The following is a 24817-nucleotide window of genomic DNA, read 5'->3' as shown; positions in this document are numbered from 1 at the left end:
AGGGCAGGGGCATGGAACTCTATACCTACTACCGTTCCACGGCGTCCTACCGGGTGCGGATTGCCCTGGCGCTCAAGGGCCTGGGTTTCACCGCGCTGCCGGTCAACCTGCTGGTGCCCAAGGGTGGCGCCAACCGCCAGCCCGAGTACCTGGCGATCAACCCGCAGGGCCGGGTGCCGGCCTTGCGTACCGACGAAGGCGAACTGTTGATCCAGTCGCCGGCGATCATCGAGTACCTGGACGAACGTTATCCACAGGTGCCGCTGCTCGCCAAGGACTTGGCGATGCGTGCCCATGAGCGCGCGGTGGCGTCGATCATCGGCTGTGACATTCACCCGCTGCACAACTCCAGTACCCAGAACCTGCTGCGCCAGTGGGGGCATGACGAGGCGCAGTTGCTGGAGTGGATCGGGCACTGGATCAGCCAGGGCCTGGGCGCGGTGGAGCAATTGATCGGCGATCAGGGTTACTGCTTCGGCGAGCAGCCGGGGATGGCGGATACATTCCTGATTCCGCAGCTGTATGCGGCAGAGCGCTTCAAGGTGGCACTGGATGGCTACCCACGAATCCTGCGGGTCGCTGCATTGGCAGCCAAACACCCCGCATTCATCCAGGCCCACCCCGCAAACCAACCTGACACCCCCTAAATCAATGTGGGAGCTGGCTTGCCTGCTCCCACAAGTGATACCCATAAAAACAATACAGGTACCTTGCGATGCACAATCAGATTGCCAGCTTTCGCGCGGCACTCGACGCCCGTCCGGTGTCGCGCTACCAGTGGTTGATTCTCCTGTTGTTGGCGTTGTTGCTGGTCACCGATGGCTACGACGCCCAGGTGCTGGGCTACGTGGTTCCGGCGCTGGCCCAGGACTGGGGCCTGGAAAAAGCCGCTTTTGGCCCGGTGTTCAGCGCCAACCTGCTGGGGTTGACCCTGGGTTCCCTGGCCGTGACACCCCTGGCCGACCGCTTCGGCGTGCGCCGCATCCTGCTCGCTTGCGTACTGATCTATGCCAGCCTCACGGTGTTGATGGTGTTCGCCAATTCCCTCGAAACGCTGATGGTCGCGCGGTTCATCTGTGGCATTGGCATGGGCGGGGCGATGCCCAGCGCCATGGCCCTGATGTCGGAGTATTCGCCACCGCGCATGCGCACCTTGATGGTGACGTTGGCGGCGTGTGGTTTCTCTTTCGGTGGTGCGGCGGGTGGTTTTGTCGCGGCGGGTTTTATCGACAGCTTCGGCTGGCAGGCCGTGTTCCTGGCGGGGGGCGTGACGCCGCTACTGCTGTTTCCGTTCCTGGCATGGCTACTGCCTGAATCCCTGCCGCGCCTGTTGCGCGATGCACCGCCTTATACGCGCCTGCAAAAAGTCACGGCGCGCATGCTGCCAGGTTGGCAGGCGCCAGCGGCGAGCGAGGAACAGAATCGCCAGGAGCAGGGCAGCAAACTGACGGTGGTGGAGTTGTTTCGCAACGGTTATGCACGGCCAACGCTGCTGATCTGGTCGACCTTTTTTGTCAGCCTGATCCTGCTGTATTTCATGATCAGTTGGTTACCGTCGCTGCTGCTGGAAAGTGGCATGACGTTGAACAAAGCCAACCTGGTGACCTCGATGTTCCTGTTCGCCGGCACCCTGGGCGCGATTGGCATGGCCTGGTTTGCCGACCGCCTGAAAAGCAAAGTGCGCCTGCTCTCGGGAGTGTTGGCCGGCGCTGCGGTGTGCACAATCCTGCTGGGGCTCAACCATGACAACCCGCGCTACCTGGTGGCGTTTGTGTTTGCCGCAGGCTTTTGCATCATTGGCGGCCAGTTGACCCTCAATGCGTTTGCCAGCAACTTCTACCCGGCCCATGTGCGGGCTACCGGCACCGGCTGGGCCCTGGGCGTGGGGCGCTTTGGTTCGATCCTGGGGCCACTGTTTGGCAGCATGCTGCTGGCGATGCAGGTGCCGGTGCAGCAGATTTTCTTCTTCTGTGCGATTCCGGCAGTGATTGCGGCGTTGCTGATCATTCAGGTGCGTTCGCCCAGGGCCACGACGCCAAAAGATTCGCTGCGTGGCGATATTCTCAAAACCTGAGGAGCACCCTGCTTACCTGTGGGAGCTGTCGAGCCCCGGCGAGGCAGCGATGGGGGCGACGCGGTTTAACGGTCGGCCCCTTTCAATGCACCACCGCGCCAGGTGGCAGGTGGCCCAGGCGTTCCGTCAGTCTCAGCCGCTGCACCGGGTCCTCGCTGAGCAACAGCGCATGCTCAAGGTCAAAACGCTCGGCATTCGGGCAGTCCAGATGTTTATACAGGCTGGCCCGTGCCAGATAGTCGGCAGCATTGGCGTTGCCCAGCTCCACCACCCGCTCAGCGTCAATCAGCGCCGCCAGGTGATTGTCATGGGTGAGGTGCAACTGCCGCAGGTTGCGCGACAGTCGTTGCAGGATCAGTCGCGGTTCGGCGCTATGCAGGTGACTGGCTTGCAACTTGAGGTTGGGACCGTACTGGCGTTGCAGCAGTTCGCGGCAGTCGTTGGGGTACAGCCGTCGCCCGCCACAGGGGTCAAGCAAATGATCGGCACCGATCACCCGCAGCAAAAAGTGGCCTGGAAAGTTCACCCCCACCATGGGGATTTCCAGACGCCGCGCCAATTCCAGGGCAATCAGGCCCAGGGCCAGGGGCTGCCCGCGCTGGCGCTGCAAGACCTTGTCCACCCGCGCGGCGGCGGGGCGCAAGGGGGTAAAGTCATCCTGGGCGAACCCCAGTTCATTCATCATCCGCAGCAATGGCTGGCCCAATTCATCGGCGGGCAACAGCGGCATGCCGAGGCTGACCTGTTGTTGCAGCAGGTTGAAGTCAGCCAGGATCGTTTGTGGGACCACGGCCGGGTCGTGCTCGGCAGCGATCCATAACGCAGCTTCAAACAGCGCCGGAGGCGAGCGGTGTAGACATTCGAAAAAGGCTTGGCGGGGATTCATAACGTTCTCCGACGGATGTCCCGTTTTAGCCTTGCCGAGAACTTTCGTCCAGCTTCTTGAGAAACCACCTACCGGGTTATGTCACAAAGCCTGTAATTACCGCCTGCTTATTCCCGTGCATTCCAGCAACCTTTTGCCGTCGGCCTATACTTGGCGACAACTAGAAGTGATTCGGGAGCTCGACGACGATGTTTGCTCTCATGCACAGCACCCGCCTTGAATCCCTGCACCTGAGCGTTGACCCGGTGACCGGGTTGAAGGCGGTCATTGCCATCCATAGCAGTCGCCTGGGGCCGGCCCTGGGCGGCTGTCGTTACCTGTCCTACCCCGACGACGAAAGCGCCGTGGCCGACGCTGCACGCCTGGCCCAAGGCATGAGCTACAAGGCCGCGCTGGCGGGTCTGCCGGTGGGCGGTGGCAACGCGGTGATCGTCCGACCGGCCCATGTGCAAAGCCGTGCCGCGCTGTTCGAAGCCTTTGGCCGATGCATCGAGCAACTCGATGGCCGCTATATCACCGCCATCGACAGTGGCACCTCCGTGGCCGACATGGACTGCATTGCCCAGCACACCCGTTTCGTCACCAGTACCACCGCCTCCGGCGACCCTTCACCCCATGCGGCCATGGGCGTATTCGCCGGCATCCGCACCGCCGCCATGGCCCGCCTGGGCAGCGATAACCTGGAAGGCCTGCGCGTGGCAATCCAGGGGCTGGGCAACGTCGGCTACGCTTTGGCCGAACAACTGCACGCCGCCGGTGCCGAATTACTGGTCAGCGACATCGACCCTGGCAAAGTGCAACTGGCCATGGAGCAACTGGGCGCCCACCCGATTGCCAACGACGCCTTGCTCAGCACCCCGTGCGACATCCTCGCGCCCTGCGGCCTGGGCGGCGTCCTCAATCGCCAGAGCGTCGCCCAATTGCGCTGCGCCGCCGTCGCCGGCTCGGCCAGCGCCCAGTTGACCCACCTGCCCGTGGCCGACCAATTGGAGGCGCGCGGCATCCTCTACGCGCCGGACTACGTGATCAACTCCGGCGGCCTGATCTACGTCGCCCTCAAGCACGGCGGTGCAGACCTGGCGACCATCACCGCGCACCTGTCGAACATCGGCACACGCCTGACCGAAATCTTCGGCCATGCCCAGGCCGAAAAACGCTCGCCTGCACGGGTGGCGGACGCACTGGCCGAACGCCTGTTGTACTCTTGAACGCCTGTCAAAAGGTCCTTCAAGCGAGGACCTGTGCCGTGGACACCTATTGAAACAGGCTTAAGCGCCGCGAGGAGGGTGTCAGGTCAAGAGAAATACATCGCCATGGGTAACTAGCCCATTTCGCGTGCCCCACAACTCTTCAATACCATTCACAACTACCATCGAATGCCCACCGGTTTCTCCCTTGGGGTTAGTAACCTCCCTGTTCACTATGCCGATTGCGCCATTTTGCAAGTCACTGACGGAGCCCTGTTTTATATGATCTTTCAGGCCCAGGCGCATGAGGCCTTCGTTCCCATCTTCACCATCTTTAAGCGTTTCCAACGCCTTAGCAAAACTTTGTGCAGCCGTGCCATCGTTATTTTCCATCTGTGCCCGTTTGGCACTCACGGCATACATAAAGTTTGCATCTTTCATCATCTCGGGATCATCACCTTTGATCTTGGAGTTTGCCGTCGCCTGCTCCAATTCATCCTTGGACAAATGCACCTTCATGCCATCTCGCATCGTTACGTCATAACCGTCGCCAGCTTCTTTTACTTCCTTGAATACGTCAGCTGGTTTCTGGCCAAAACGCATCATTGCCGCCTTGATTCCCGAAATCGTAAGACAGTCCCCGTTTTCCCCTTGAGTAAATCCACCCCAGATATCCTTCGGTTTTGTGCCTGAACTGGAGTCGTAAGACCTGGAATCGTCAGAATATTCCGCCCGTGCGGATGAGGCCGTTGAGGGGGCGAAAAGCGACTGGGTACCACCGCGCCTCCAGGCAGACGGTATAAGGTGATCTTCCTTATAGGCCGGGGCCGCTGAAGACATGGCTGTAGATGGCGAAGCTGTATAGTTGCCCGGGCCAAAGTTGATCGACCGAGACTGGGCGGCAACATTGGCCCTTGACGGGGGATGATGAGCTGTTTGGTCAACCGGCTGCCCCTGTGCTCCCCACTGGAATGCAGCAGGTTTTCCCTCTGTGTAAAACGGCCTCCCACCACGGTCTGAGGCTGAAAAACTATCCATCCATCCTCCCCTTTCTGCGAGCACTGTCAGAGTGTCGGCGCACGTTCGCAGAGTATGCTTTCACCGAGTGAGCGAAATTGCCCACGACATATCCACTATGTGGCGGGCACGACATTCGGGTTCCAGCAAGGAGACTAGTTTGGACTACTGCACATAAAAATGGCCCTGAACCATCGGGTCAGGGCCTGTTAGATTCGGGCGTTATTCCGCCGGAGGGTTCAGCAATTCGGACAACGCATCCGGCTGGCTCTTGAACGCCTTGGCAAACACATCGCGATTCTTCGCCATGTAGATCCCGGCTTCCTCCACCTGCTGCTCGCTCAGGGACGGCACGGCTTTTTGCAACACTTCTGCCAGCAACTCAGCGAGTTCAAGCATCTTGTCATGACGGTCAGCTTCGGCTTTATCCATGAACAAACGCTCCAGATCTCGGCTGCTGCGGTATACCACTTCGACGGCCATTCACCACCTCACATGCCTTCACGATAGTTGTCTATTGCGACTACTGTATTTATATACAGCTAAAAGAATAAGCCAATCCAGGGGGTTTGGGTAGCAGCTTTTTAATGTAGTCGGGAAATGGGGCTTTGCTACAGCGGAAATTTCTGACAACTTGCCGGGGTTGCGCTGGATTTGTCCGGTGGCTTACCTTCCTCGGGCGCTGCGTATGCAGCGAGTGGGCTTGGCGGCCCGGTAGAAGATAGCGCAATAACCCCCAATAAGACTGCTGGCGTTTTTACGCCTGCTTTCTTGTGTCATGGCGGGTTGCGCAGGGACCCTTCGGGGTGCTGGGTTTCTTCTTACCGGTCCGCCAACCTTGTGCAATCCGTCACCCAATCTGCTTGGCGGCAGACGGCGGTGGATATCCATTCGATTAAGAAGAGATACGCCATGAAAAAGAACTCCCCCAACCCCCCAGACAACTCACGCAATGACACTCGGCTGCAAGCAGCAGCTAATCGGGCCATTGATCACTACCTGCGGCCTGAATCGCCTCAACCTGCTCCGGAACCGCCCGCGACGCTTTTCAGCGTAACGCCTCGGGCTGATACGCAAACCTTACTGGTCAACGCCAGCGAAACCTTGAACAGTGCCCGTGAAATGGCAAGCACACTGGCATTCGACCTTGATGGCTCACAGCGCAGCTTGCTGCTGGCGGTTCACCAGTTGGTGGAGATGAGCGGTTTGCTGGTGGACCGAGCGCTGGAGCAGGTCGCATAAGTTAATGCCAATCTGTAGGAGCTGGCTTGCCAGCGAAAATCGTCAACGATAACGCAGGGTGCCTGATACCCCGCGCGGTTCTCAGGTTCTTCGCTGGCAAGCCAGCTCCTACAAAACTGGTATAGGCTTTGAGTTTTTATGGATACTTCCTTTTCCTCAGATTTCCCCGCAGATAGCCAAGAGCAAGTCGACAGCTACGACCGCTGGTTTCGCATTCAAGTTCAAGCAGCTCTGGATGACGGTCACCCAGGCATCCCTCATGATCAGGTCATGGCAGAAATGCGGGCCCTGATTGACGCCAAGGTCGCAAAGCATTCCGTTGATTGAAGTGCCTAATGTCAACTGGCTATCATCTCACTCTGCAATCCCTGGCCTTTTTTCTGCATGCCTAACTATCGTCACGCCGAACGGGCATTATCCGATCCGCCGTGAGGCACGAGGCAGGTGTTGGCCGGGTTGGCTATTTTTAAACAGTGGTGGTGAGCAATGACAGAAATGAAGTGGGCCGACAAAGTGCGCAAAAGCTTGCACGCGAACGCAGATTCCCTGGGCAATCTGGCGGTGGAGGCGTTTCACTATCTGGCGCTGTTTGGTATCGGTGCAATCACCGCCTATGCGGCAATAATGACCTTTATCGACATGTTGCAAAAAGGCGGCATCAGTGTGGATGACATCCTGCTGCTGTTTATCTACCTGGAGCTGGGCGCCATGGTGGGGATCTATTTCAAGACCAACCACATGCCCATCCGCTTCCTGCTCTACGTGGCAATTACCGCATTGACCCGTCTGCTGATCGGCGACGTGTCCCACCACAACGCCCCGGACCTGGGGATTATTTACCTGTGTGGCGGGATTTTGTTGTTGGCGTTTGCCATCCTGGTGGTGCGTTTTGCGTCGTCACGTTACCCATCGGTCAAGGAAAAGTCCGAGTCCTGAGTCAGAGTCCGGCCGTGATCGGCGGCCGGTTGCTCGGCGGGCGCTGCAGCAGTTTGTGGCTGTCGCCGTCGGTCATCACCGCCAGAATCTCCATGGCGCTGTGTCCCTGTTCAATCGCAATGCCGAATTGCACGCTTTGCACCAGGCGTTTGAGGCGTTGTGGGTCGTTGCGCTGTTCGGCGCTGATCATGCGTTTGGCAACCACGCCGCTGTCGTCGGAGAGGGTCAGCATGATGCTGCCGTCCAGGCGCTGGATGCTCAGGTTGACCCGGTACTTTGGGGTGAACGTGTCGGTGATCAACTGAAAAGGATTGTCCATGGTGCGTTACCGCCTGATAAGAACATGCACTGATTGACGACCGGTATCGGGATTGGTTCGTGTTGCCTGACCACCGGTCACAAGCTCCGTTTTCCTTCAGAGGGTGTACAGCAAGGGGCGTGCCGTACAGGTATCTTTCAGACGATGAGTGACCCCTGTAGGAGCGGGCTTGCCCGCGATTGCGGTGGATCAGCCAACCATTCAGTGGCTGACATACCGCCATCGCGGGCAAGCCCGCTCCTACAGGGTGATCTGTTTTAGGGCACCAGCGAGAAAATGACCGCAGACAGCGCAATCAACCCGACCAGCACCACAAACACGTTGGACACCTGGCCCGAATACTGGCGCAAAGATGGCACGCGGCGGATCGCATACATCGGCATCAGGAACAGCAAGCACGCGATGATCGGCCCGCCCAGGGTTTCGATCATGCCCAGGATGCTTGGGTTGAAGGTGGCGACGGCCCAGCAACTGAGGATCATGAACACGGCGGTGCAACGTTCCAGCCAGCGCGCCGACAGGGTGCGGTTGCGCCCGCGCAGGGATTTGACGATCAGGCCCTGGAAGCCTTCGCTGGCGCCGATGTAGTGGCCGAGGAAGGACTTGGTGATGGCCACCAGCGCGATCAACGGCGCTGCATAGGCGATGACCGGGGTCTGGAAGTGGTTGGCCAGGTAGGACAGGATCGAGATGTTCTGTGCCTTGGCGGCGGCGAGATCTGCCGGCGACAGCGCCAGCACGCAGCTGAAGCAGAAGAACATCACCGTCAGCACCATCATGCCGTGGGCCATGGCCAGGATGCCGCTGCTCTTGCGTTCAGCTTGGGCGCCGTACACGCGCTTCTGGTCTACCGCGAAGGCCGAGATGATCGGCGAATGGTTGAACGAAAACACCATCACTGGAATCGCCAGCCACAGGGTCTTGAAGAATGCCGGCAGCGGCATGCCCTCGCTGGCCGAGGCGAAGAACGCGCCGTTCCAGTTGGGGATCAGGCTCAGTGCCAGCAACAGCAAGGCGGCGACAAACGGGTAGACCAGCACACTCATGGCCTTGACGATCACGCCCTGGCCGCAACGCACGATGGCCATCAGGCCGAGGATCAGCACCAGGGACAGGATCGCCCGTGGCGGCGGCGTCATGTGCAGCTGGTGTTCCATGAAACTGCTGAGGGTGTTGGTCAGGGCGACGCTGTACACCAGCAGGATCGGGAAGATGGCGAAGAAGTAGAGCAGGGTGATCAGCTTGCCGGCACCGACGCCGAAATGTTCTTCCACCACGTCAGTGATGTCGCCGGATTTGCCCGACAGCACAAAACGCGTCAGCCCACGGTGGGCGAAGAAGGTCATGGGGAAGGCCAGCAGCGCCAGTATGATCAACGGCCAGAAGCCACCGACCCCGGCGTTGATCGGCAGGAACAGGGTGCCGGCACCGATGGCGGTGCCGTAGAGGCCGAGCATCCAGGTGGTGTCGTGCTTGCTCCAGCCGGTTGTTACGGTTTGCGTGACAGAAGCGGGATTTTCGGCAGCAGGTGTACGTACATCGGTCATCGTTATTGCCTCGTTATTATTTTTGCGCGGGCTCACGTTGGGGCGGTCAGGGAATGCTCCTCAGCATTCCACCCAGTTCACGGCCAGGCCGCCCCGTGAAGTTTCTTTGTATTTGTCATGCATATCGGCGCCGGTATCGCGCATGGTGCGGATTACCCGGTCGAGGGAGATAAAGTGCTTGCCGTCACCGCGCAGGGCCATTTGCGTGGCGTTGATGGCTTTGACGGCGGCAATCGCGTTGCGCTCGATGCACGGCACCTGGACCAGGCCGCCTACCGGGTCGCAGGTCAGGCCGAGGTTGTGCTCCAGGCCGATTTCAGCGGCGTTTTCCAGTTGCTCAGGGGTGGCGCCGAGAATATCCGCCAGGCCCGCAGCGGCCATGGCGCAAGCCGAGCCGACCTCGCCCTGGCAGCCGACTTCGGCGCCGGAGATCGAGGCGTTTTTCTTGCACAGGATGCCGACGGCGGCCGCCGCCAGGAAGAAATTGACCACATCATCATCAGACGCGTCGGCGTTGAATTTCATGTAGTAGTGCAACACCGCCGGGATGATCCCGGCTGCGCCGTTGGTGGGGGCGGTGACCATGCGCCCACCGGCGGCGTTTTCTTCGTTGACGGCGAGGGCGAACAGGTTGACCCATTCCATGGCCGACAAGGTTGAAGTGATCACATTCGGTTTACCGATTTCCAGCAAACTGCGGTGCAGCTTGGCGGCACGACGCGGCACATCCAGACCGCCGGGCAAGATGCCCTCGTCGCGCAGGCCTTGCTCGACGCATTCGCGCATCACCGACCAGATATGCAGCAGGCCGCTACGGATGTCTTCGTCACTGCGCCAGGCGCGCTCGTTGGCCATCATCAATTCGGAAACCCGCAGGCCGTGTTTGTTGCACAGGGCCAGCAGTTCAACGGCGCTGGAAAAATCGTAGGGAAGTTCGACTTCGCTTGTGGGAGCAATGCCCGACTCGGCCTCGGCTGCCTCGATGATGAAACCGCCACCCACCGAGTAGTAGGTTTGCTCGCTCAGCAGACCCTTTTCTCCATAGGCATGCAGGGACATGGCGTTGGGGTGGTAAGGCAGGCTCTCATCCAGCAGCAGGAGGTCGTGTTGCCAGTTGAAGGCAATGTCCTGTTTACCGGCAAGCAGCAAGCGGCCGGATTCGCGTAACTGTTGGATGCGTGGGGCAATGGAGGTGGGATCCACCCGGTCTGGCCATTCGCCCATCAACCCCATCACGCAGGCCCGGTCGGTGGCGTGGCCCACGCCAGTGGCGGACAGAGAACCGTACAGGCGTACTTCAACGCGCTGGGTTTGCTCCAGCAATTGCTGGTCTATCAGGGTCTGGGCGAAGGTGGCCGCTGCCCGCATGGGGCCCACGGTATGGGAACTGGACGGGCCGATGCCGACCTTGAATAGATCAAAAACGCTGATAGCCATGCTAAAGCCTTACAAGCAATGGAGTAGGAATCGCTGCCATGTTTTGTAGGACAAGCGGAATTGGCGCGATACTGAGCCTCTAGATCGGCACTGACCAACGAATTATCCTAAGACACCCTTTAGCAGGACTAAACTCTATGGCTCGCCCGCTTCATGCCCAGACCTATGTCTGGCTGCACGTCTTTGCCTGCGCTGCGCGGCATTTGTCGTTCACCCGTTGCGCCGAAGAACTGCACATCACGCCAGGGGCGGTCAGCCAGCAGATTCGCCAATTGGAAGAGCGTCTGGGCTTTCGCCTGTTTCATCGACGCGCGCGCGGCGTGGAATTGAGTGCCGAGGGGCAGCGCTTGGCGATCACGGTGAGCGAGGCCTACGGCAGCATCGATGCCGAGTTGCAGCGCCTGGATGCGGGGATGATCAGCGGTACCTTGCGCCTGCGCTCCATTCCGTCCTTCCTCGGTAAATGGCTGACACCGCGTTTGCCCCGTTTGCAGCAGCGCTTCCCGGATATCCAACTGCGCCTGGTGGCTGAAGACAGCAGCATTGCCCTGCACGAAGGCGACTTCGACCTGGCCATCGACCTTAACGACGGCAGTTATCCTGGTTTGTTATCCACAGCCTTGCTCGACGAACAGATATTCCCGGTATGTGCGCCGAGCCTGTTGCGCGGGCGCCCGCCGCTGCACGGGCCGGCCGACCTGGCCCATTTCCCGCTGCTGCACGACATCACCGCCTGGCGTGGGAGTTATGAGTACGCTGAGTGGGAGTTTTACCTGAACGCTATCGGCTATCACGACGCTGATGTGCGGCGCGGTCACACCTTCAACCGTAATCACCTGACCATCGAAGCGGCCATTGCCGGCATGGGCGTGGCGATTGCCCGAAGAACCCTGCTCAATGACGAATTGGAGCGTGGCACCCTGATCGTGCCGTTCGGCCTCGCGGTGCCGAATCACAAACGTTATGTGCTGCTCTATGCCCCAGGCGCGCTGAATCATCCGGGCGTGCGTGCGGTGCATGACTGGCTGGTGGAAGAGGCGGGGATCTTTCGCGGATTGCACCCCTTGGGAGAGGGGCAATTGTGAGGATTTATTGAGGTAGGAGGATGTACCCAACTCCCGACGATAACAGCGCTTTGGGCGGTTGTCAGACTTAATTTGTAATGTGGGATTTATCTTTGCAAAGGGGTTGAATTGTTCCGTCAGGTGCTCAATTGTGTAATCAAGAGGTCATGATTTCACCGCATCGGTGTTGCAGTTGTGACCTCTGGCGAGCTAGCTGAAATAAGGGAAACACTATGCAAATCCAAGTCAACAGCGACAACCATATTGAAAGCAGCATCCGACTGGAGGAGTGGGTACGTACTACCATTGAGAGCACGCTCGAACGTTATGAAGAAGACCTGACCCGCGTCGAGGTTTACCTGCGCGATGAGAACGGCGACAAGCCGGGCCCCCACGATTTGAGTTGCCGCCTGGAAGCGCGGCCAAAGGGTCATCAACCGATTTCGGTGCTTCAGAAAGCCGACACCCTGGAACAGGCGATCGACGGGGCGGCCACCAAGCTGGAACACGCGCTGAGTAATCTGTTCGGCAGGCTGCAGGGCAAGCCGCGTGCAGAGAAAAGCACGCCAAACAACCAAGTCGATGATGCCGGGCTTGAAGAGGAATTCCTGGAAAACGAACAGGCTGCGCTTAACAGCTGATTGCTGAGTGTTTTTCAACCCCCAAATAAACGGGCCTGCAGATGCAGGCCCGTTTTTTTGTATCTGATGAACGCTTCACTGTAGGAGCGAGCTTGCTCGCGAAGGGCGTTAACGATAACGCGCAGATCCTGCGGGCACGCGGTGTTCTTAAGCTTTTCGCGAGCAAGCTCGCTCCTACAAAAAGCCGGCAGTCCGGTCGTTAGAACGCGACTGAGGTTTGCACATACACCGTACGCGGCTCACCCACGTATTTGCCCTTGTTGTTATCGTCAAACGAGCGGGTGTAGTACTGGGTGTTGAAGATGTTCTTCACCCCCACCGCCACATTCAAATCTGATAACTGCGGGCCGAAATCATAGGCGGCGCGGCTGCTGAACAGCATGTAGCCGGGGATGCGCCCGGTGCTGCCATCAGCGCTTTCGGCCTGGGTGTTGGCGTTGTCGGCGAACTGGCTGCTCTGGTAGGTGCTGTCCAGGTTCAACTTCCATTGGCCTTCGGTATAACCCACGCCCAGGGTGCCTTTGTGCTTGGACGAGAACGGCACGCGGTTGCCTTTGTTCGGGCCGTCTTCGCGGATGGTTGCATCGACGTAGGCGTAGCTGGCGTACACATCAAAACCGGCCAGCGCCGGGCTCAAGCCGTCGAGGGCGTAGTTGAGGCTGGACTCGATGCCTTGGTGGCGGGTTTCGCCCCGGGCGATTACCGAGTCGTTGGTCTGGTTGCTTTCATACTGGTTGTCGAAGTTGATCAGGAAGGCGCCGATTTCCGCACGTAGCGCACCGTTGTCGTAGCGCGTGCCGACTTCCCAGGTGCGGGCCTTTTCTGGCTTGACCGCGCCGCTGCTCACACGGTTGGGCATCTGGCTGTACTGCACGCTGCCGAAGGAACCTTCGGTGTTGGCGTACAGGTTCCAGTCGTCGGTCAGGTGATAGAGCACGTTCAGCGCTGGTAAGGCGGTGTTGTAGTCGCCCTTGTATTTGACGTTGGTCAGGTTGTTGGTCTGTTGCGACTTGATCATTTCGTAGCGGATGCCAGGGGTCACGGTCCACTTGCCGATATCAATCCGGTCGTCGATAAAGAACGCATTGGCTTCGGTGCCGCCCCGGGTATCGCGGTCGTTGCGGCTGTCGGTGTTGGGCAATTGCTGGTTGGCGCTGATCGGCGTGCGGTAGCGCAATTCGTGCCCGGCTTCGTTGATGTAGCGGTAGCCGACGCCCACTTCATGGCTGGTCGGGCCGAGGTCGAAGCCTTGCGCCAGGCGTGTTTCCAGGCCGCGTACCCAATACTCGCGCGGGGACAGCGAGAGGAAGCTACCCTGGTCCAGATAACCGCTGCGCAAGGTCTTGGTGAAGAAACTGTTGACGGTGAATTCGCGGCGGTCTTCCTGGTAGCGATAGCCGACGTTGAACATCGTACGGCGGCCCCAGAACTTGTCGTAGGGGCGGGTGGATTGATACGGGTCCGCCTTGTAGGCCGCAGTGCTCAAGCCGCCGGGCATATCGGCCTGACCTTCGTAGTACTGGGCCATGGCATTGAAGCTGTTGGCCTCATCCAGTTGGTAGTTGCCCTTGAGGATCAGGTCGTCGATTTGTGTGTCGCTGTGTTCGCGCCAGTCACCGCCACGGGTGCCGGAATACAGAATCGCGCCGCCCAGGCCATTGTCGGCGGTGCCGCCCGCCAGCAGGTTGCCGGTGGTCTTGAAGCCATCATGGCTGGAGGACGGGCTGGTCTCGGTCTGCAGGCCACCCTTGACGGTCGGCGCATCGGGAATCGCCCGGGTCACGAAGTTGACCACGCCGCCGACGTTCTGCGGCCCGTAACGCACGGCGCCGCCGCCGCGTACCACGTCCACCGCATCCATGTTGCCCATGCTGATCGGCGCGAACGACAGTTGCGGTTGGCCATACGGTGCGAAGGGCACCGGGATCCCGTCCATCAACACGGTCGAACGTGACGCCAGGCGCGGGTTGAGTCCGCGAATGCCGAAGTTCAGCGCCATGTCGTGGCTGCCGGTGCCGTTGTTTTCCGGAGCATTGACCCCGGGAATGCGGTTGAGCACATCGCGGGCCTGGGTGGCGCCCTGGCGCTCGAACTCTTCGCGACGGATCACATCACGGGCGCCGGGGTGTTCAAAGACATTGGTTTGCGCGGCATCGCCCAGCCAGTCGCCGACCACATTGGAGGTACCCAACTCCAGGGTGGCCGGGGCGTTCAGCGGTTGCAGGCTGTAGGCATTGTTACCCTCGGCGCGGGCTTGCAGGCCGGTGCCCTTGAGCAGTGCATTCAAGCCTTCTTCAGTGGTGTAGTTGCCCGTCAGGCCCTGGCTTTGCGCCCCGGCCGTCACTTGCGAGCCAAAGGAAATCAGCACGCCGGCTTCACGGCCAAATTGATTCAGCGCCGCCTCCAGGGATGACGGGGCGATGTGATAAGGCTTGGCCTCGGCCGCCATGGCGTAGGGCAGGGCGCTGAAACTGAGGCTGGCGCCCAGCAACAAATGGCGCAGGGTACGGGCAAGTGGCGTCAGGCGAGTCGGTTGCTGGGGCATGAAGAACGTTCCTGAGAGAAGGGAATCCGGGTGGCTTTCCTTGTCTGTCACGTGGGATCGGGAAAACGGCTCACGTTTGCAGAAAATAATTCATGCACGGGCTTCGACGCTGACCCAGTAACGGGTAAAGCGCCGGACTTTGACCGGCAGGCTGATTTGCAGCAGGTCCAGAATGCGTTCGCTGTCGTCCAGCGGGTAGCTGCCGGAGATCAGCAGGTTGGCCACCAGCGGGTCACACTGCAATTGGCCGCGGCGATAACGGCTCAGTTCTTCGAGGAAATCGGCCAGGCGCATGTGCGACGCCACCAGCATGCCGTCGGCCCAGGCGCCAGTGTTGGCATCGGTCAGGCGCGGCGTATCCCAGCCTTTGCGGGTGAGGTTGGCCTGGCGGGATTTTTCCAGGGTCAGGGGCAGGCCGCTGTAGGACCTGGGTGCAATCTCCACCTGGCCGTCCAGCACTGCCACTTGGGTGTGATCGTTGAACTGGCGCACATTCACCTGTGCCGCCTGGGTGGTGACGATGCCCTGGCCGGTGATGATCTGCAACGGGGTGTTGGCGCGCAGTAATATCTCGCCTTCGAGCAGGCGGATCAGGCGTTGTGGGCCATCGAACTGCACGTCCACCGCACTGGCGGTATTGAGTTGCAATTGGCTGCCTTCGGCCAGTTGCACCTTGCGCCGCTGGCCGAGGGGGCTGCGGTAGTCGGCGCTCAGCGGCGGGATCAGGTGTTGCTGGCGCAGGCCCCAGGTCGCGGCGGAGCCGACACCGAGGATCAGCAGCAGTTTCAGCGTCTGGCGCCGGCTGCTGGATTTCGGTGCGTTCAACGCCGCATGGGCCAAGGGCGATGGCATCCCGCGCAGGCGCTGGTTGACCCGCTGGATATGCTCCCATGCCCGTTGATGTTCGCTGTGGGCGTCCAGCCAACGTTGCCAATTGGCCTGCTGGCGCGGGTTGAGCGGGCCTTGCTGCATTTGCATCAGCCACTGCACCGCCTGTTCGGCGACCTGGGTCGAGAAGTTCGCGGCGGGGTTCATAGGGCAAAGTAGCAGCGCATGGCGGCTTTATTCAGATGACGTTTGACGGTGGCGATGGAGATCCCCAGTTCGGCAGCGATCTGTGGATAAGTCAGGCCGTCGAGTTGGGCCAGCAGGAAGGCGCGCTTGACCAGCACTGGCAAACCGTCGAGTAACTGGTCCAGCTCCATCAGGGTTTGCAGGATGATGGCCCGGTCTTCTTCCGAAGGCGCAACGTGCTCGGGCATCTGCGCCAGGGCGTCGAGGTAGGCGCGTTCCAGGTCCTGGCGGCGGTAATGGTTGAACAGCACGCGTTTGGCGATGGTCGTCAGGAAGGCACGCGGTTCGATCAGCGTCGGTGTGTCACGTGCCGTCAGTACACGGATGAACGTGTCCTGGGTCAGGTCGGCGGCGCTTTGCGGGCAGCCGAGCTTGCGTCGCAACCAGCCGGTCAGCCAGAGGTGATGGTCGTGATACAGGACTTCGACGGTATTGGACGGCCGCAACGCGAACACTCCGGCAGCATCTGCATGCTGTAGGTAACGAGAATTGTTCGCATTGTAGGGTTGCGAGGTGGCATTCGGCAATCAGCAGGAGACCGATGGGGGCTTTATAGCCGCAACAGAACCCTGTGGGAGCAGGCAAGCCAGCTCCCACATTTGATGTTCGTCGCTCTGTTAATCCGTTCTCTTTTGCTTATGAGAATATTTATCATTAAACTCGCAGCCCTGATGAACCAGGCGCCTTCGGCATGAAACGCAAAGCCTCACTTCCTCTTTCTTATCGTCTTGCTGTGACCTCGCGGCTGTTGGCCGCTGTCGTCGGCGGTTACATGCTGGCGTCCCTGGCCAGTGTCTGCCTGACCTTATGGCTGCCCATTTCCCGTGCCGATGCGGTGGTCAGCGGCATGCTCAGTTCCTTTGTGTTCTACCTGCTGGCGGTGATCTGGTGTTTTGCCTGCCGTACAGCCGCCCGTGCCTGGTTTGGTGTGCTGGTGCCCAGCGCGATATTGGCCACCCTGGCTGGCCTGGCCTATTGGATGGCGCGCCCATGAAAGAGGGTTTCCGTCAGGCAATGGCCTGGTTACACACCTGGGCCGGGTTGATTTTCGGCTGGTTGCTGTTCGCGATTTTCCTCACCGGCACCCTCGCTTACTTCAAGGATGAAATCACCCACTGGATGCAGCCGGAAGTGCCGGCCCATGCGGTGGACGATGCCCGCAGCCTGGCCGTGGCGCAAAGCTATCTGGAACAGCACGCACCCACGGCCGCGCGTTGGTTTATCAACCTGCCCAACGGTCGCGAGCCTGGTTTATCGGTGATGTGGCAAGACAAGATCGACCCAGGCCGACGCGGTAACTTCATCGAAAAACTGCTCGACCCGGTTTCCGGCGAGCAACTCCAGGCCCGTGAAACCATGGGCGGCGAATTCTTCTATCGGTTCCATTTCCAGTTGCAGATGCCCCATCCCTGGGGCCGCTGGCTGTCGACCATCGCGGCGATGGTGATGTTTGTCGCGCTGATCACCGGGATCATCACCCACAAGAAAATCTTCAAGGACTTCTTCACCTTCCGCCCGCGCAAGGGCCAGCGCTCCTGGCTCGACGGGCACAACGCGGTCGGTGTGCTGGTGCTGCCGTTCCACCTGATGATCACCTACAGCAGCCTGGTGATTTTCATGACGATGGTCATGCCGGCCAGCATTCTTGCCTCTTATGACGGCAACACCCGTGCATTCTTCAATGAGCTGTTCCCGGCCACCAACAACGCGCCGGCTCTCGGCCAACCGGGCAAACTGCTGCCGTTGGCGCCGTTGGTGGAGCAGGCTCGGGCGCAGTGGGACGGTGGGCATGTAGGGCGCTTGGCGGTGAACAACCCAGGCGATGTGAATGTCTCGGTCAATGTTTCCCGCGCCGGCTCTGACCGGGTGGTGCATGAGTTCGGCAGCACCGTGTCCTTTAATGGCACCACCGGTGAGGTGCTGCGTGTCAGTGCCGAACAGTCGCTGCCGATGGCGATTGGTGGCAGTTTCTACGGCTTGCACATGGGCCACTTCGCCGGCCCGGTGCTGCGCTGGCTGTACTTTATCTGTGGCCTGGCGGGTACGGCGATGATCGGCACCGGCTTGGTGATCTGGCTGGGCAAGCGTCAGCTCAAGCACGCAAAAACCGGAGTGATGCCGTTTGAGCTGCGCCTGGTGGAGGTGCTGAACATTGCCAGCATGTCCGGGCTGGTCATCGCCATCGCCGTGTTTTTCTGGGCCAATCGCTTGCTGCCTGCGAACTTCGCCGAACGTTCGGACTGGGAAGTGCAGGGCTTCTTTATTGCCTGGGGCCTGACCCTGCTGCACGCCATGCTGCGCCGTGGCCGCCGGGCCTGGGTCGAACAATTGGCGGTGGGTGCCTTGCTGTTTATCGGCGTGCCGCTGCTTAACGCGCTGACTACCTCCGAACACTTGGGCGTGTCGCTGGCCAAGGGCGATTGGGCGATGGCCGGCTTTGACCTGACCTGCCTGGGCAGTGGCCTGTTCCTGGCTTGGGCGGCCTGGAAGATGCAACTCCGCAGCGCCGCGCAGCCCAAGGCCGAGCGCGCCCGGCCGTTGACGCTCAAAGGCGAGGTGAACTGATGTTGTTGGCCTTGTTGTTGTGCTATGCGGGCTTCACCGCGCTGTGCCTGTCCCTGGATCGCCATCACGGCGAGTTGCTGCACAGCAAACCTTCGCCACGCCGGCGCCTGGGTTTGCGCTTGGGCGGTTGGCTGCTGTTGCTGGTGTCGATCTGGCCGGCAGTGCAGGCGGCTGGTTGGAGTCGCGGGCTGGTGGACTGGTGTGCGGTGCTGATGCTCAGTGCGCTGTTGCTGGTGTTGTTGATGCCCTATCGGCCAAGGCTGGCCCTGATCCTGGCGGGCGTCGGCCTGCTGGCCAGCCCCGTTGCGGCCTTCGCGACCCTCTGAGCCGCCTTGATGATCACCACGCCGCCCGAATCCCAGGATCACCCCCGCGCCGAATCGTCGGGCGGGCGCGCACATTTCCTGCAGGTGTTTTTGTCCCAGCGTTCACAGATGGAGGCCTTGGTCAGCCGCCGCGTAGGCTGCCGTGCGACGGCGGCTGACCTGGTGCAGGATTTGTTCCTGCGTTTCTGGCGCCGGCCCCTGGTGCAGGTTGAGGAACTGAGCACCTACCTGCTGCGCTGCGCCGGCAATATCGCCATCGACCACCTGCGCAGCGAAGGCGCGCGGGTGCGCGGCAATGAAGGCTGGCTGCCGGAACAGCAGGATCATTCTGGCTGCGAGCCCCAGGCCGCGCTGGAGGCCGGCAACGACCTGCGTCATGTCGAAGCGGCGCTGCGCCGTTTGCCGGAACGCACGCGGCAGATTTTTTTGCTCAACCGGATCCACGGGCGCAAGTACGCCGAAATCGCCAAGGCCATGGGCCTGTCCCAAAGCGCTGTGGAAAAACATATGATGCGCGCCCTCGAAGCCTGCAAAGCCAGCCTTCGGGAAGCCCATCCGCCACGTTCGCCAGGGAAAGCACCGTGACCACCACCCCGACACCCGCCCAGGAACAGGCCGCCCTGGCCTGGCTCAGCCTGCTGCACGATGCGCCCAGCAGTGGCGACCAGGCTACGTTCAGCCGCTGGCTGCGTGCCGACCCGGCCCACGTCGAGGCGTATGCCCAGGCGCAGGTGTTGTGGGAGTTGAGCGAAGTACCGGCGAGCACCCTGGCCGACGAAGACGCCTTGGCTTTGCAGCGTTACCTGAAGGCCATGGACGCCGCGAAGCGCTCCCGTGTGCGCCGCTGGTCGGGGGCCGTCGCCCTGGCGGCATGTCTGTTGTTGATGGTGTCGATGGGCGCGGGCTGGCAGCCGCAGCGCTGGGTCGATGACCTGGGCGCCGATTACGTCAGCTTGCCTGGGCAAGTCAAAACCGTGATCCTGGCCGATCAAAGCCAGGTCACCCTGGATGCCGACAGTGCGATTGCCGTGGATTTTCGCCACGGCGAGCGGCAGATCCAACTGCGCCGTGGCGCCGGTTTTTTCAGCGTCACCCACACCGGCCAGCCTTTTGTGGTGCACGCCGGCAGCGGCGAAGCGCGAGTGCTGGGCACGCAGTTTGAAGTGCGCCTGCAACCGGCGGGCGCCCAGGTGACCGTGTTGTCGGGGCGGGTGGGGGTCAAACCGTCGGCGCAGGGTACTCAGCAGATTCTGACGGCCGACCAGCAAGTGGCCTACAGCGAGGGTGTGGCCGACGAGATGCATGCGGTGAACAGCGAAGCGCGCATGGCCTGGCGTGATGGCTGGCTCAATTACTACAAGACCCCTTTGGCCGATGTGGTCAAAGACCTTTCCCGCTATTACCCCGGCCGTATCCTGCTGCTCAACGACGCACTCGGCGCCCGCCGGGTCAGCGGCAGCTTCCCGAGCAACAACCCCGAGGCGGTGCTCAAGGCCTTGCAGGCGGTGCTGGGTTTTGAGCAGCACAGCGTGCTGGGCCGGCTGATCGTCGTCCGCTAACAAAAACACCGCCTCCCACAGGAATAGCGGATGACTGAAAGAAAGTTGATAACGGTTCTTATTTGTATTTATGATATGTTATTACATTCATATCCAGGAGCCTCCCCCATGAAAGTGCTGTCCTCACTCAAAGAAGCCAAGAACCGTCATCGCGACTGCCAGATCGTCAAGCGTCGGGGGCGGATCTATGTGATCTGCAAGTCCAACCCGCGCTTCAAGGCCCGTCAGGGCGGGGCGAAAAACAAGAACAAAGGCTGACGGTGAAATTATTTTCAATTTCACCTGAGGTAAAACCCCGCGCCATCCGTGTAGTGCTTGAAACTGCGATCAATTCGCATTAACGGCGTTTTCTACACGGGTGCTCAAGCATGAAGTCCAGGGCAAAGTCGGCGGCAGGCGGTTCGGTTAAACAGTGGCTGGGAGCCTCCTTTCTGGTCGCTTCAAGTCTGGCAATATTGCCCTTGAGCCTGGCGCAGGCGGCAGATGCGCAGCAGCAAAGCACGCTCTTCAACTTCGCGCTCCAGGCCAAACCGTTGCCCCAGGCCCTGAGCGATTTCAGCCGCGTGACCGGCATCAGCGTGGTTTATACCGACGAAGCCCCCTACACCCTCAACGCCCCGGCTGTCAGCGGGCGGATGAGTGCGGCCCAGGCCCTGCAGCGCTTGCTGGGCAATACCGGCTTGACCTTGCGCCAGATCGACGCGCGCACCCTGGCGCTGGAGCCGGCACCCACCGAAGGCGCATTGAACCTGGGGGCCACCACCATCAGTGGCGTCAACCCGCAGCAAACCAACAGCTACCAGCCGCCGCCCACCAGTTCGGTGATGCGTTCCCAGGGATTGCTGTTGGAAACCCCGCAAACCGTGAACATGGTGCCGGCCCAGGTGATGCGCGACCAGGTGCCGCGCAACCTCGATGATGCCTTGGGCAATATCAGTGGCATCACCCAGGCCAATACGTTGGGCAGTACCCAGGATGCGGTGATGTTGCGCGGTTTTGGCGACAACCGTAACGGTTCGGTCATGCGCGACGGTATGCCCGTGGTGCAGGGCCGGGCGCTGAACGAAACCGCCGAGCGTGTCGAAGTGCTCAAGGGCCCGGCGTCGTTGCTGTATGGCATCCAGGACCCGGGCGGCGTGATCAATATTGTCAGCAAGAAACCCGAGTTGACCCCATCCACCGCGCTGACCGTGCGTGGCTCGACCTATGGCAGCGGCAAGAACGGCAGCGGCGGCACCCTCGACACCACCGGCCCGATTGGCGACAGCGGCCTGGCTTACCGGTTGATCGTCGACCATCAGGACGAAGATTACTGGCGCAACTTCGGCACCTACCGTGAAAGCGTGATCGCCCCCTCCCTGGCCTGGTACGGCGACAACACCAAGGTATTGCTGGCCTACGAGCACCGTGAGTTCCTCTCGCCGTTCGACCGTGGTACGGCCATCGACCCCAAGACCAATCACCCGCTGGACATCCCGGCCACGCGTCGCCTGGACGAGCCGTTCAACAATATGGAAGGCCGTTCCGACCTGTATCGCTTCGAGGTCGACCACGATCTGAACGACGACTGGAAGGCCCATTTCGGCTATAGCTGGAACCGCGAAACCTACGACGCCAGCCAGGTGCGCGTGAGCAAGGTCAACGCCAATGGCACCTTGAATCGCAATATGGACGGCACCCAGGGCGCGCTGACCACCGATCGCTTCACCACCGTCAGCCTCGAAGGCAAGGTGGACGTGGCCGGCATGCGCCATGACCTGGTGTTCGGCCTGGATGACGAGTACCGCAAGATCTACCGCGCCGACCTGATCCGCCAGGCCAGCCGCAGCGTGTTCAATTACAACGACCCGGTGTATGGCCGCGAAGTGGCGGGCACTACCGTCAGTGCGCCGGACAGCAACCAGACCGACCTGCTGCGCAGCGACTCCGTGTTTTTTCAGGACGCCATCCACCTGACCGACCAGTGGATCCTGGTGGGCGGTGCGCGCTTCCAGGCGTACGACCAGTACGCCGGCAAGGGCCGCCCGTTTACCGCCAACACCGACAGCAACGGCCAGAAGTGGGTGCCCCGCGCCGGCCTGGTGTACCGCTACACCGATGAGTTGTCGTTCTATGGCAGCTACACCGAATCGTTCAAACCCAACTCCACCATCGCGCCGTTGGATAATAAGATGGTGATTGACGGCAGCATCGCCCCGGAACAGTCCAAGTCCTGGGAACTGGGAGCCAAGCTCGATATGCCGGGGCGCATCACCGCCAACGTCGCGTTGTTTGATATCCACAAGCGCAACGTGCTGGTGTCGATCACCGAGGGTGCGACCTCGATCTACAGTGTCGCCGGCAAAGTGCGCTCCCGTGGCCTGGAGATGGACCTGAGCGGGCAATTGACTGACCAGTGGAGCCTCATCGGCAGTTATGCCTACACCGATGCAGAAGTCACCGAAGACCCGACCTACAAGGGCAATAACCTGCAAAACGTGGCGAAAAATACTGCGGCTTTATCCGCCGTGTATGACTTCGGCACGATCGTGGGTGGCGATCAACTGCGCGTCGGTGCGGGTGCCCGTTACGTGGGCGAACGTGCCGGTGATGCCCTCAACAGCTTCGACCTGCCGGGCTACACCGTGGCCGATGCGTTTGCTACCTACGACACCCGGGTCGACGGGCAAAAGGTCAAGTTCCAGCTCAACGTGAAGAACCTGTTTGACCGTACCTACTACACCTCGGCCGTCAGCCGTTTGTTTGTGTCCATGGGCGATGCGCGCCAGGTGTCGTTGTCCAGCACCCTGGAGTTCTGACCATCGGCGATGACGCTGGCGGCCTGAGCTGCTAGCGTTGCGCTCTTTGTTGATCGCCAGGACGTGTTGATGCAGTTGGGACGATGGATACACACCCGCGCCATGCTGGTGGGCATGAGCCTGTTGTTGGGGGGCTGTGCCACGCCTTCGACAACCCGCGAGCAGGCGCTGGACCGGTTACTGGCCGATCCGGCCCTGGCGGGCGCCAGCGTTTCATTGATGGTGCGCGATGCCCGCAGTGGCAGCACGCTGTACCAGCACAACCCACGGACACGGCTGGTGCCGGCCTCCAGCCTGAAGCTGCTGACCACGGCGGCGGCCATGGATGTACTGGGCCCGCAGTATCGGTTTTCCACACAGTTGCTGAGTAATGGCCGCCAACAAGGCGCGCGCCTGATGGGCAATCTGTACCTGCGTGGCCTGGGCGACCCGACGATCCAGTGGGCGGACTACCAGGCGCTGGCGGCGAAGCTGGCCGGGCAGGGCATCCGGCAGGTGACGGGGGATCTGGTGTTCGATGACAGCTGGTTCGACGCCGAGCGCCTGGGCGTCGATTGGGCCCATGACGATGAAGACAAATATTACGGCGCGCAGATCTCCGCGTTGACGGTGTCGCCCAATGCCGATTTTGATGCGGGCACCTTGATCGTCACGGCCAGGGCGCCCGCGGCAATCGGCCAAGCAGTGAGTGTCAGCCTTAGTCCGGCCACTGATTATGTGCAACTGAGCAACCTGGCGGTCAGCGGCCCGGGTAACAGCTATGGGCTCAATCGCCAGCACGGCAGCAACCTGCTGCGCCTGAGCGGCGCCTTGCAGCCGGGGACGCAAAGCCGTCAATGGGTCAGCGTCTGGGAGCCGACGCAACTGGTGGCCAATCTGTTTGAGCGGGCCTTGGCGGAGCAGGGGATCACTGTGCAGGGCCGGCGGGTGATCGGCGGCGTGAGTCCAGAGGTGGCAACCGTGTTGGCGGTACATGAGTCGGCGCCGTTGCAGGAACTGATCAGGCCCTTGCTCAAACTGTCCAACAACAGCATGGCCGAAGCGCTGCTCAAGGCCATGGGGCGCAAACAGGCGAATGCCGGCACGGCGGCGGCGGGTGTGGTGGCGGTTGCGGATTTTCTGCGCCGCCAGGGCATGGATCCGGCGACGTTGAATCAGGTGGACGGCTCGGGTTTGTCGCGACGTAACCTGGTGTCGGCGCAGAACTTCACCGACCTGCTGCTGGCCATGGGCAAACAGCCGTGGTTCAACGCCTGGTACGACGCGCTGCCGATTGCCGGCAACCCGGATCGCCTGAATGGCGGCAGCCTGCGTTACCGCCTGCGCGGGACAGCGGCGCAAGACAACCTGCAGGCCAAGACGGGCTCGATGGGTGGGGTGTCTTCGTTGACGGGCTACATCACCGATGCGGGTGGGCGGCGGTTGGTGTTTTCGATGCTGACCAATAACTATGTGGTGGAGGGCAGTCGGATCAAGGCTCTGGAGGATCGACTGGCGACGATCCTTTGTAGGAGCGAGCTTGCTCGCGAAGGTCGTTAACGATAACGCGGGGAACCTGACTCCCCGCATTGCCCTCAGGTTTTTCGCGAGCAAGCTCGCT

General features: G+C 60.8%; 25 protein-coding genes and 1 pseudogene. 17 read left to right on the top strand and 9 right to left on the bottom strand.

Annotated elements, in window-relative coordinates:
- Nucleotides 1-11 precede the first annotated feature (11 nt).
- Both maiA and BFQ03_RS25710 read left to right on the top strand, forming a co-directional pair.
- Nucleotides 12-647: a maleylacetoacetate isomerase gene (gene maiA, locus BFQ03_RS25715; RefSeq protein ID WP_032857679.1), complete on the top strand. Its 636-nt coding sequence runs from the start codon at nt 12-14 to the stop codon at nt 645-647.
- A 68-nt stretch (nt 648-715) separates the two neighbouring features.
- Nucleotides 716-2074: an MFS transporter gene (locus BFQ03_RS25710; RefSeq protein ID WP_065944283.1), complete on the top strand. Its 1359-nt coding sequence runs from the start codon at nt 716-718 to the stop codon at nt 2072-2074.
- Nucleotides 2075-2156: 82 nt separating this feature from the next.
- Here BFQ03_RS25710 and BFQ03_RS25705 read toward each other — a convergent pair whose 3' ends face one another.
- The gene (locus tag BFQ03_RS25705; RefSeq protein ID WP_065944282.1) at nt 2157-2960 is read right to left on the bottom strand and encodes a SirB1 family protein; all 804 of its coding nucleotides are present in this window, start codon (nt 2958-2960) and stop codon (nt 2157-2159) included.
- Nucleotides 2961-3148: 188 nt separating this feature from the next.
- Here BFQ03_RS25705 and BFQ03_RS25700 point away from each other — a divergent pair, with 188 nt between their 5' ends.
- Nucleotides 3149-4168: a Leu/Phe/Val dehydrogenase gene (locus BFQ03_RS25700; RefSeq protein ID WP_032857674.1), complete on the top strand. Its 1020-nt coding sequence runs from the start codon at nt 3149-3151 to the stop codon at nt 4166-4168.
- 81 nt (nt 4169-4249) lie between these two features.
- Here the strand turns inward: BFQ03_RS25700 and BFQ03_RS30055 are convergent, their stop codons facing one another.
- Both BFQ03_RS30055 and BFQ03_RS25690 read right to left on the bottom strand, forming a co-directional pair.
- A complete protein-coding gene (locus BFQ03_RS30055; protein ID WP_139115737.1) occupies nt 4250-5185 on the bottom strand; it encodes a hypothetical protein in 936 nt (311 codons plus the stop codon).
- A 201-nt stretch (nt 5186-5386) separates the two neighbouring features.
- Nucleotides 5387-5647 carry a YebG family protein gene (locus BFQ03_RS25690; RefSeq protein ID WP_010564043.1) on the bottom strand — a complete coding sequence of 87 codons (261 nt, stop codon included), beginning with the start codon at nt 5645-5647 and terminating at the stop codon, nt 5387-5389.
- A gap of 429 nt (nt 5648-6076) precedes the next feature.
- Between BFQ03_RS25690 and BFQ03_RS25685 the strand changes: the two genes are divergently transcribed.
- The 3 genes from BFQ03_RS25685 to BFQ03_RS25675 all read left to right on the top strand — a co-directional run bounded on the left by BFQ03_RS25685 (nt 6077) and on the right by BFQ03_RS25675 (nt 7342).
- A complete protein-coding gene (locus BFQ03_RS25685) occupies nt 6077-6406 on the top strand; it encodes a DUF6124 family protein (protein WP_032857671.1) in 330 nt (109 codons plus the stop codon).
- 138 nt (nt 6407-6544) lie between these two features.
- Complete coding sequence (locus BFQ03_RS25680; RefSeq protein WP_032857669.1) at nt 6545-6733, top strand: type II toxin-antitoxin system RelB family antitoxin; 189 nt, start codon at nt 6545-6547, stop codon at nt 6731-6733.
- A 159-nt stretch (nt 6734-6892) separates the two neighbouring features.
- On the top strand, nt 6893-7342 hold the full coding sequence (locus BFQ03_RS25675) for a phosphate-starvation-inducible protein PsiE (RefSeq protein ID WP_032857668.1): 450 nt from the start codon (nt 6893-6895) through the stop codon (nt 7340-7342).
- Nucleotide 7343: 1 nt separating this feature from the next.
- Here BFQ03_RS25675 and BFQ03_RS25670 read toward each other — a convergent pair whose 3' ends face one another.
- From BFQ03_RS25670 to BFQ03_RS25660, 3 genes are all read right to left on the bottom strand, one after another.
- The gene (locus tag BFQ03_RS25670) at nt 7344-7661 is read right to left on the bottom strand and encodes a DUF3509 domain-containing protein (RefSeq protein WP_029295538.1); all 318 of its coding nucleotides are present in this window, start codon (nt 7659-7661) and stop codon (nt 7344-7346) included.
- A gap of 257 nt (nt 7662-7918) precedes the next feature.
- Complete coding sequence (locus tag BFQ03_RS25665) at nt 7919-9208, bottom strand: serine/threonine transporter (RefSeq protein ID WP_032857667.1); 1290 nt, start codon at nt 9206-9208, stop codon at nt 7919-7921.
- 60 nt (nt 9209-9268) lie between these two features.
- Nucleotides 9269-10645, bottom strand: a complete 1377-nt coding sequence (locus BFQ03_RS25660; RefSeq protein WP_065944281.1) for an L-serine ammonia-lyase — start codon at nt 10643-10645, stop codon at nt 9269-9271.
- A 137-nt stretch (nt 10646-10782) separates the two neighbouring features.
- Between BFQ03_RS25660 and BFQ03_RS25655 the strand changes: the two genes are divergently transcribed.
- Complete coding sequence (locus tag BFQ03_RS25655; protein ID WP_032857665.1) at nt 10783-11730, top strand: LysR substrate-binding domain-containing protein; 948 nt, start codon at nt 10783-10785, stop codon at nt 11728-11730.
- Between the two features lie 212 nt (nt 11731-11942).
- Nucleotides 11943-12350, top strand: a complete 408-nt coding sequence (locus tag BFQ03_RS25650) for an HPF/RaiA family ribosome-associated protein (RefSeq protein ID WP_032857663.1) — start codon at nt 11943-11945, stop codon at nt 12348-12350.
- A gap of 199 nt (nt 12351-12549) precedes the next feature.
- Here BFQ03_RS25650 and fecA read toward each other — a convergent pair whose 3' ends face one another.
- From fecA to BFQ03_RS25635, 3 genes are all read right to left on the bottom strand, one after another.
- The gene (gene fecA, locus BFQ03_RS25645) at nt 12550-14895 is read right to left on the bottom strand and encodes a TonB-dependent Fe(3+) dicitrate receptor FecA (RefSeq protein WP_065944280.1); all 2346 of its coding nucleotides are present in this window, start codon (nt 14893-14895) and stop codon (nt 12550-12552) included.
- A 90-nt stretch (nt 14896-14985) separates the two neighbouring features.
- Complete coding sequence (locus BFQ03_RS25640; protein WP_065944279.1) at nt 14986-15930, bottom strand: FecR domain-containing protein; 945 nt, start codon at nt 15928-15930, stop codon at nt 14986-14988.
- On the bottom strand, nt 15927-16415 hold the full coding sequence (locus BFQ03_RS25635; RefSeq protein WP_032857658.1) for a sigma-70 family RNA polymerase sigma factor: 489 nt from the start codon (nt 16413-16415) through the stop codon (nt 15927-15929). The genes BFQ03_RS25640 and BFQ03_RS25635 overlap by 4 nt, the downstream gene beginning before the upstream one ends.
- A 245-nt stretch (nt 16416-16660) precedes the next feature.
- Between BFQ03_RS25635 and BFQ03_RS25630 the strand changes: the two genes are divergently transcribed.
- The 9 genes and pseudogenes from BFQ03_RS25630 to BFQ03_RS30875 all read left to right on the top strand — a co-directional run.
- Nucleotides 16661-16963, top strand: coding sequence for a DUF3649 domain-containing protein (locus BFQ03_RS25630; RefSeq protein ID WP_065944278.1), 303 nt, complete (start codon nt 16661-16663; stop codon nt 16961-16963).
- Entirely contained in the window at nt 16960-18534 is a 1575-nt protein-coding gene (locus BFQ03_RS25625; protein ID WP_065944277.1) for a PepSY-associated TM helix domain-containing protein, read from the top strand. Before BFQ03_RS25630 ends, BFQ03_RS25625 begins: the two co-directional genes overlap by 4 nt.
- Nucleotides 18534-18860, top strand: a complete 327-nt coding sequence (locus BFQ03_RS25620; RefSeq protein ID WP_032857652.1) for a DUF3325 domain-containing protein — start codon at nt 18534-18536, stop codon at nt 18858-18860. The genes BFQ03_RS25625 and BFQ03_RS25620 overlap by 1 nt, the downstream gene beginning before the upstream one ends.
- A gap of 6 nt (nt 18861-18866) precedes the next feature.
- Complete coding sequence (locus BFQ03_RS25615; RefSeq protein WP_032857649.1) at nt 18867-19445, top strand: RNA polymerase sigma factor; 579 nt, start codon at nt 18867-18869, stop codon at nt 19443-19445.
- Entirely contained in the window at nt 19442-20419 is a 978-nt protein-coding gene (locus BFQ03_RS25610; RefSeq protein ID WP_065944276.1) for a FecR family protein, read from the top strand. The genes BFQ03_RS25615 and BFQ03_RS25610 overlap by 4 nt, the downstream gene beginning before the upstream one ends.
- 108 nt (nt 20420-20527) lie before the next feature.
- Complete coding sequence (ykgO, locus tag BFQ03_RS25605; RefSeq protein WP_020297337.1) at nt 20528-20677, top strand: type B 50S ribosomal protein L36; 150 nt, start codon at nt 20528-20530, stop codon at nt 20675-20677.
- Nucleotides 20678-20787: 110 nt separating this feature from the next.
- Nucleotides 20788-23217, top strand: a complete 2430-nt coding sequence (locus BFQ03_RS25600) for a TonB-dependent siderophore receptor (RefSeq protein WP_065944275.1) — start codon at nt 20788-20790, stop codon at nt 23215-23217.
- Nucleotides 23218-23286: 69 nt separating this feature from the next.
- Nucleotides 23287-24756 (top strand): D-alanyl-D-alanine carboxypeptidase/D-alanyl-D-alanine endopeptidase, encoded by a 1470-nt coding sequence (dacB, locus tag BFQ03_RS25595; RefSeq protein WP_065944274.1) that lies wholly within the window; start codon nt 23287-23289, stop codon nt 24754-24756.
- Nucleotides 24737-24817 (top strand): annotated as a pseudogene (locus BFQ03_RS30875) (outer membrane lipoprotein carrier protein LolA); the annotation flags it as partial. The gene dacB and the pseudogene BFQ03_RS30875, both read left to right, overlap by 20 nt.

The sequence above is a fragment of the Pseudomonas sp. 25 R 14 genome, assembly GCF_900004755.1.
Taxonomy (GTDB): Bacteria; Pseudomonadota; Gammaproteobacteria; order Pseudomonadales; family Pseudomonadaceae; genus Aquipseudomonas; species Aquipseudomonas brenneri.
The sequence above is the reverse complement of the archived record's forward strand: the minus strand, read 5'-3'. Positions and strand labels throughout refer to the sequence as shown.

Coding starts and splice junctions, on each gene's coding strand:
- BFQ03_RS25650 (WP_032857663.1), top strand. CDS start 11,943: ATGCAAATCCAAGTCAACAGCGACAACCATATTGAAAGCAGCATCCGA.
- BFQ03_RS25705 (WP_065944282.1), bottom strand. CDS start 2,960: ATGAATCCCCGCCAAGCCTTTTTCGAATGTCTACACCGCTCGCCTCCG.
- BFQ03_RS25710 (WP_065944283.1), top strand. CDS start 716: ATGCACAATCAGATTGCCAGCTTTCGCGCGGCACTCGACGCCCGTCCG.
- BFQ03_RS25600 (WP_065944275.1), top strand. CDS start 20,788: ATGAAGTCCAGGGCAAAGTCGGCGGCAGGCGGTTCGGTTAAACAGTGG.
- BFQ03_RS25670 (WP_029295538.1), bottom strand. CDS start 7,661: ATGGACAATCCTTTTCAGTTGATCACCGACACGTTCACCCCAAAGTAC.
- BFQ03_RS25640 (WP_065944279.1), bottom strand. CDS start 15,930: ATGAACCCCGCCGCGAACTTCTCGACCCAGGTCGCCGAACAGGCGGTG.
- dacB (WP_065944274.1), top strand. CDS start 23,287: ATGCAGTTGGGACGATGGATACACACCCGCGCCATGCTGGTGGGCATG.
- BFQ03_RS25630 (WP_065944278.1), top strand. CDS start 16,661: ATGAAACGCAAAGCCTCACTTCCTCTTTCTTATCGTCTTGCTGTGACC.
- BFQ03_RS25700 (WP_032857674.1), top strand. CDS start 3,149: ATGTTTGCTCTCATGCACAGCACCCGCCTTGAATCCCTGCACCTGAGC.
- BFQ03_RS25690 (WP_010564043.1), bottom strand. CDS start 5,647: ATGGCCGTCGAAGTGGTATACCGCAGCAGCCGAGATCTGGAGCGTTTG.
- BFQ03_RS30055 (WP_139115737.1), bottom strand. CDS start 5,185: ATGGATAGTTTTTCAGCCTCAGACCGTGGTGGGAGGCCGTTTTACACA.
- BFQ03_RS25660 (WP_065944281.1), bottom strand. CDS start 10,645: ATGGCTATCAGCGTTTTTGATCTATTCAAGGTCGGCATCGGCCCGTCC.
- BFQ03_RS25680 (WP_032857669.1), top strand. CDS start 6,545: ATGGATACTTCCTTTTCCTCAGATTTCCCCGCAGATAGCCAAGAGCAA.
- BFQ03_RS25655 (WP_032857665.1), top strand. CDS start 10,783: ATGGCTCGCCCGCTTCATGCCCAGACCTATGTCTGGCTGCACGTCTTT.
- fecA (WP_065944280.1), bottom strand. CDS start 14,895: ATGCCCCAGCAACCGACTCGCCTGACGCCACTTGCCCGTACCCTGCGC.
- BFQ03_RS25665 (WP_032857667.1), bottom strand. CDS start 9,208: ATGACCGATGTACGTACACCTGCTGCCGAAAATCCCGCTTCTGTCACG.
- maiA (WP_032857679.1), top strand. CDS start 12: ATGGAACTCTATACCTACTACCGTTCCACGGCGTCCTACCGGGTGCGG.
- BFQ03_RS25675 (WP_032857668.1), top strand. CDS start 6,893: ATGACAGAAATGAAGTGGGCCGACAAAGTGCGCAAAAGCTTGCACGCG.
- BFQ03_RS25685 (WP_032857671.1), top strand. CDS start 6,077: ATGAAAAAGAACTCCCCCAACCCCCCAGACAACTCACGCAATGACACT.
- BFQ03_RS25625 (WP_065944277.1), top strand. CDS start 16,960: ATGAAAGAGGGTTTCCGTCAGGCAATGGCCTGGTTACACACCTGGGCC.
- ykgO (WP_020297337.1), top strand. CDS start 20,528: ATGAAAGTGCTGTCCTCACTCAAAGAAGCCAAGAACCGTCATCGCGAC.
- BFQ03_RS25620 (WP_032857652.1), top strand. CDS start 18,534: ATGTTGTTGGCCTTGTTGTTGTGCTATGCGGGCTTCACCGCGCTGTGC.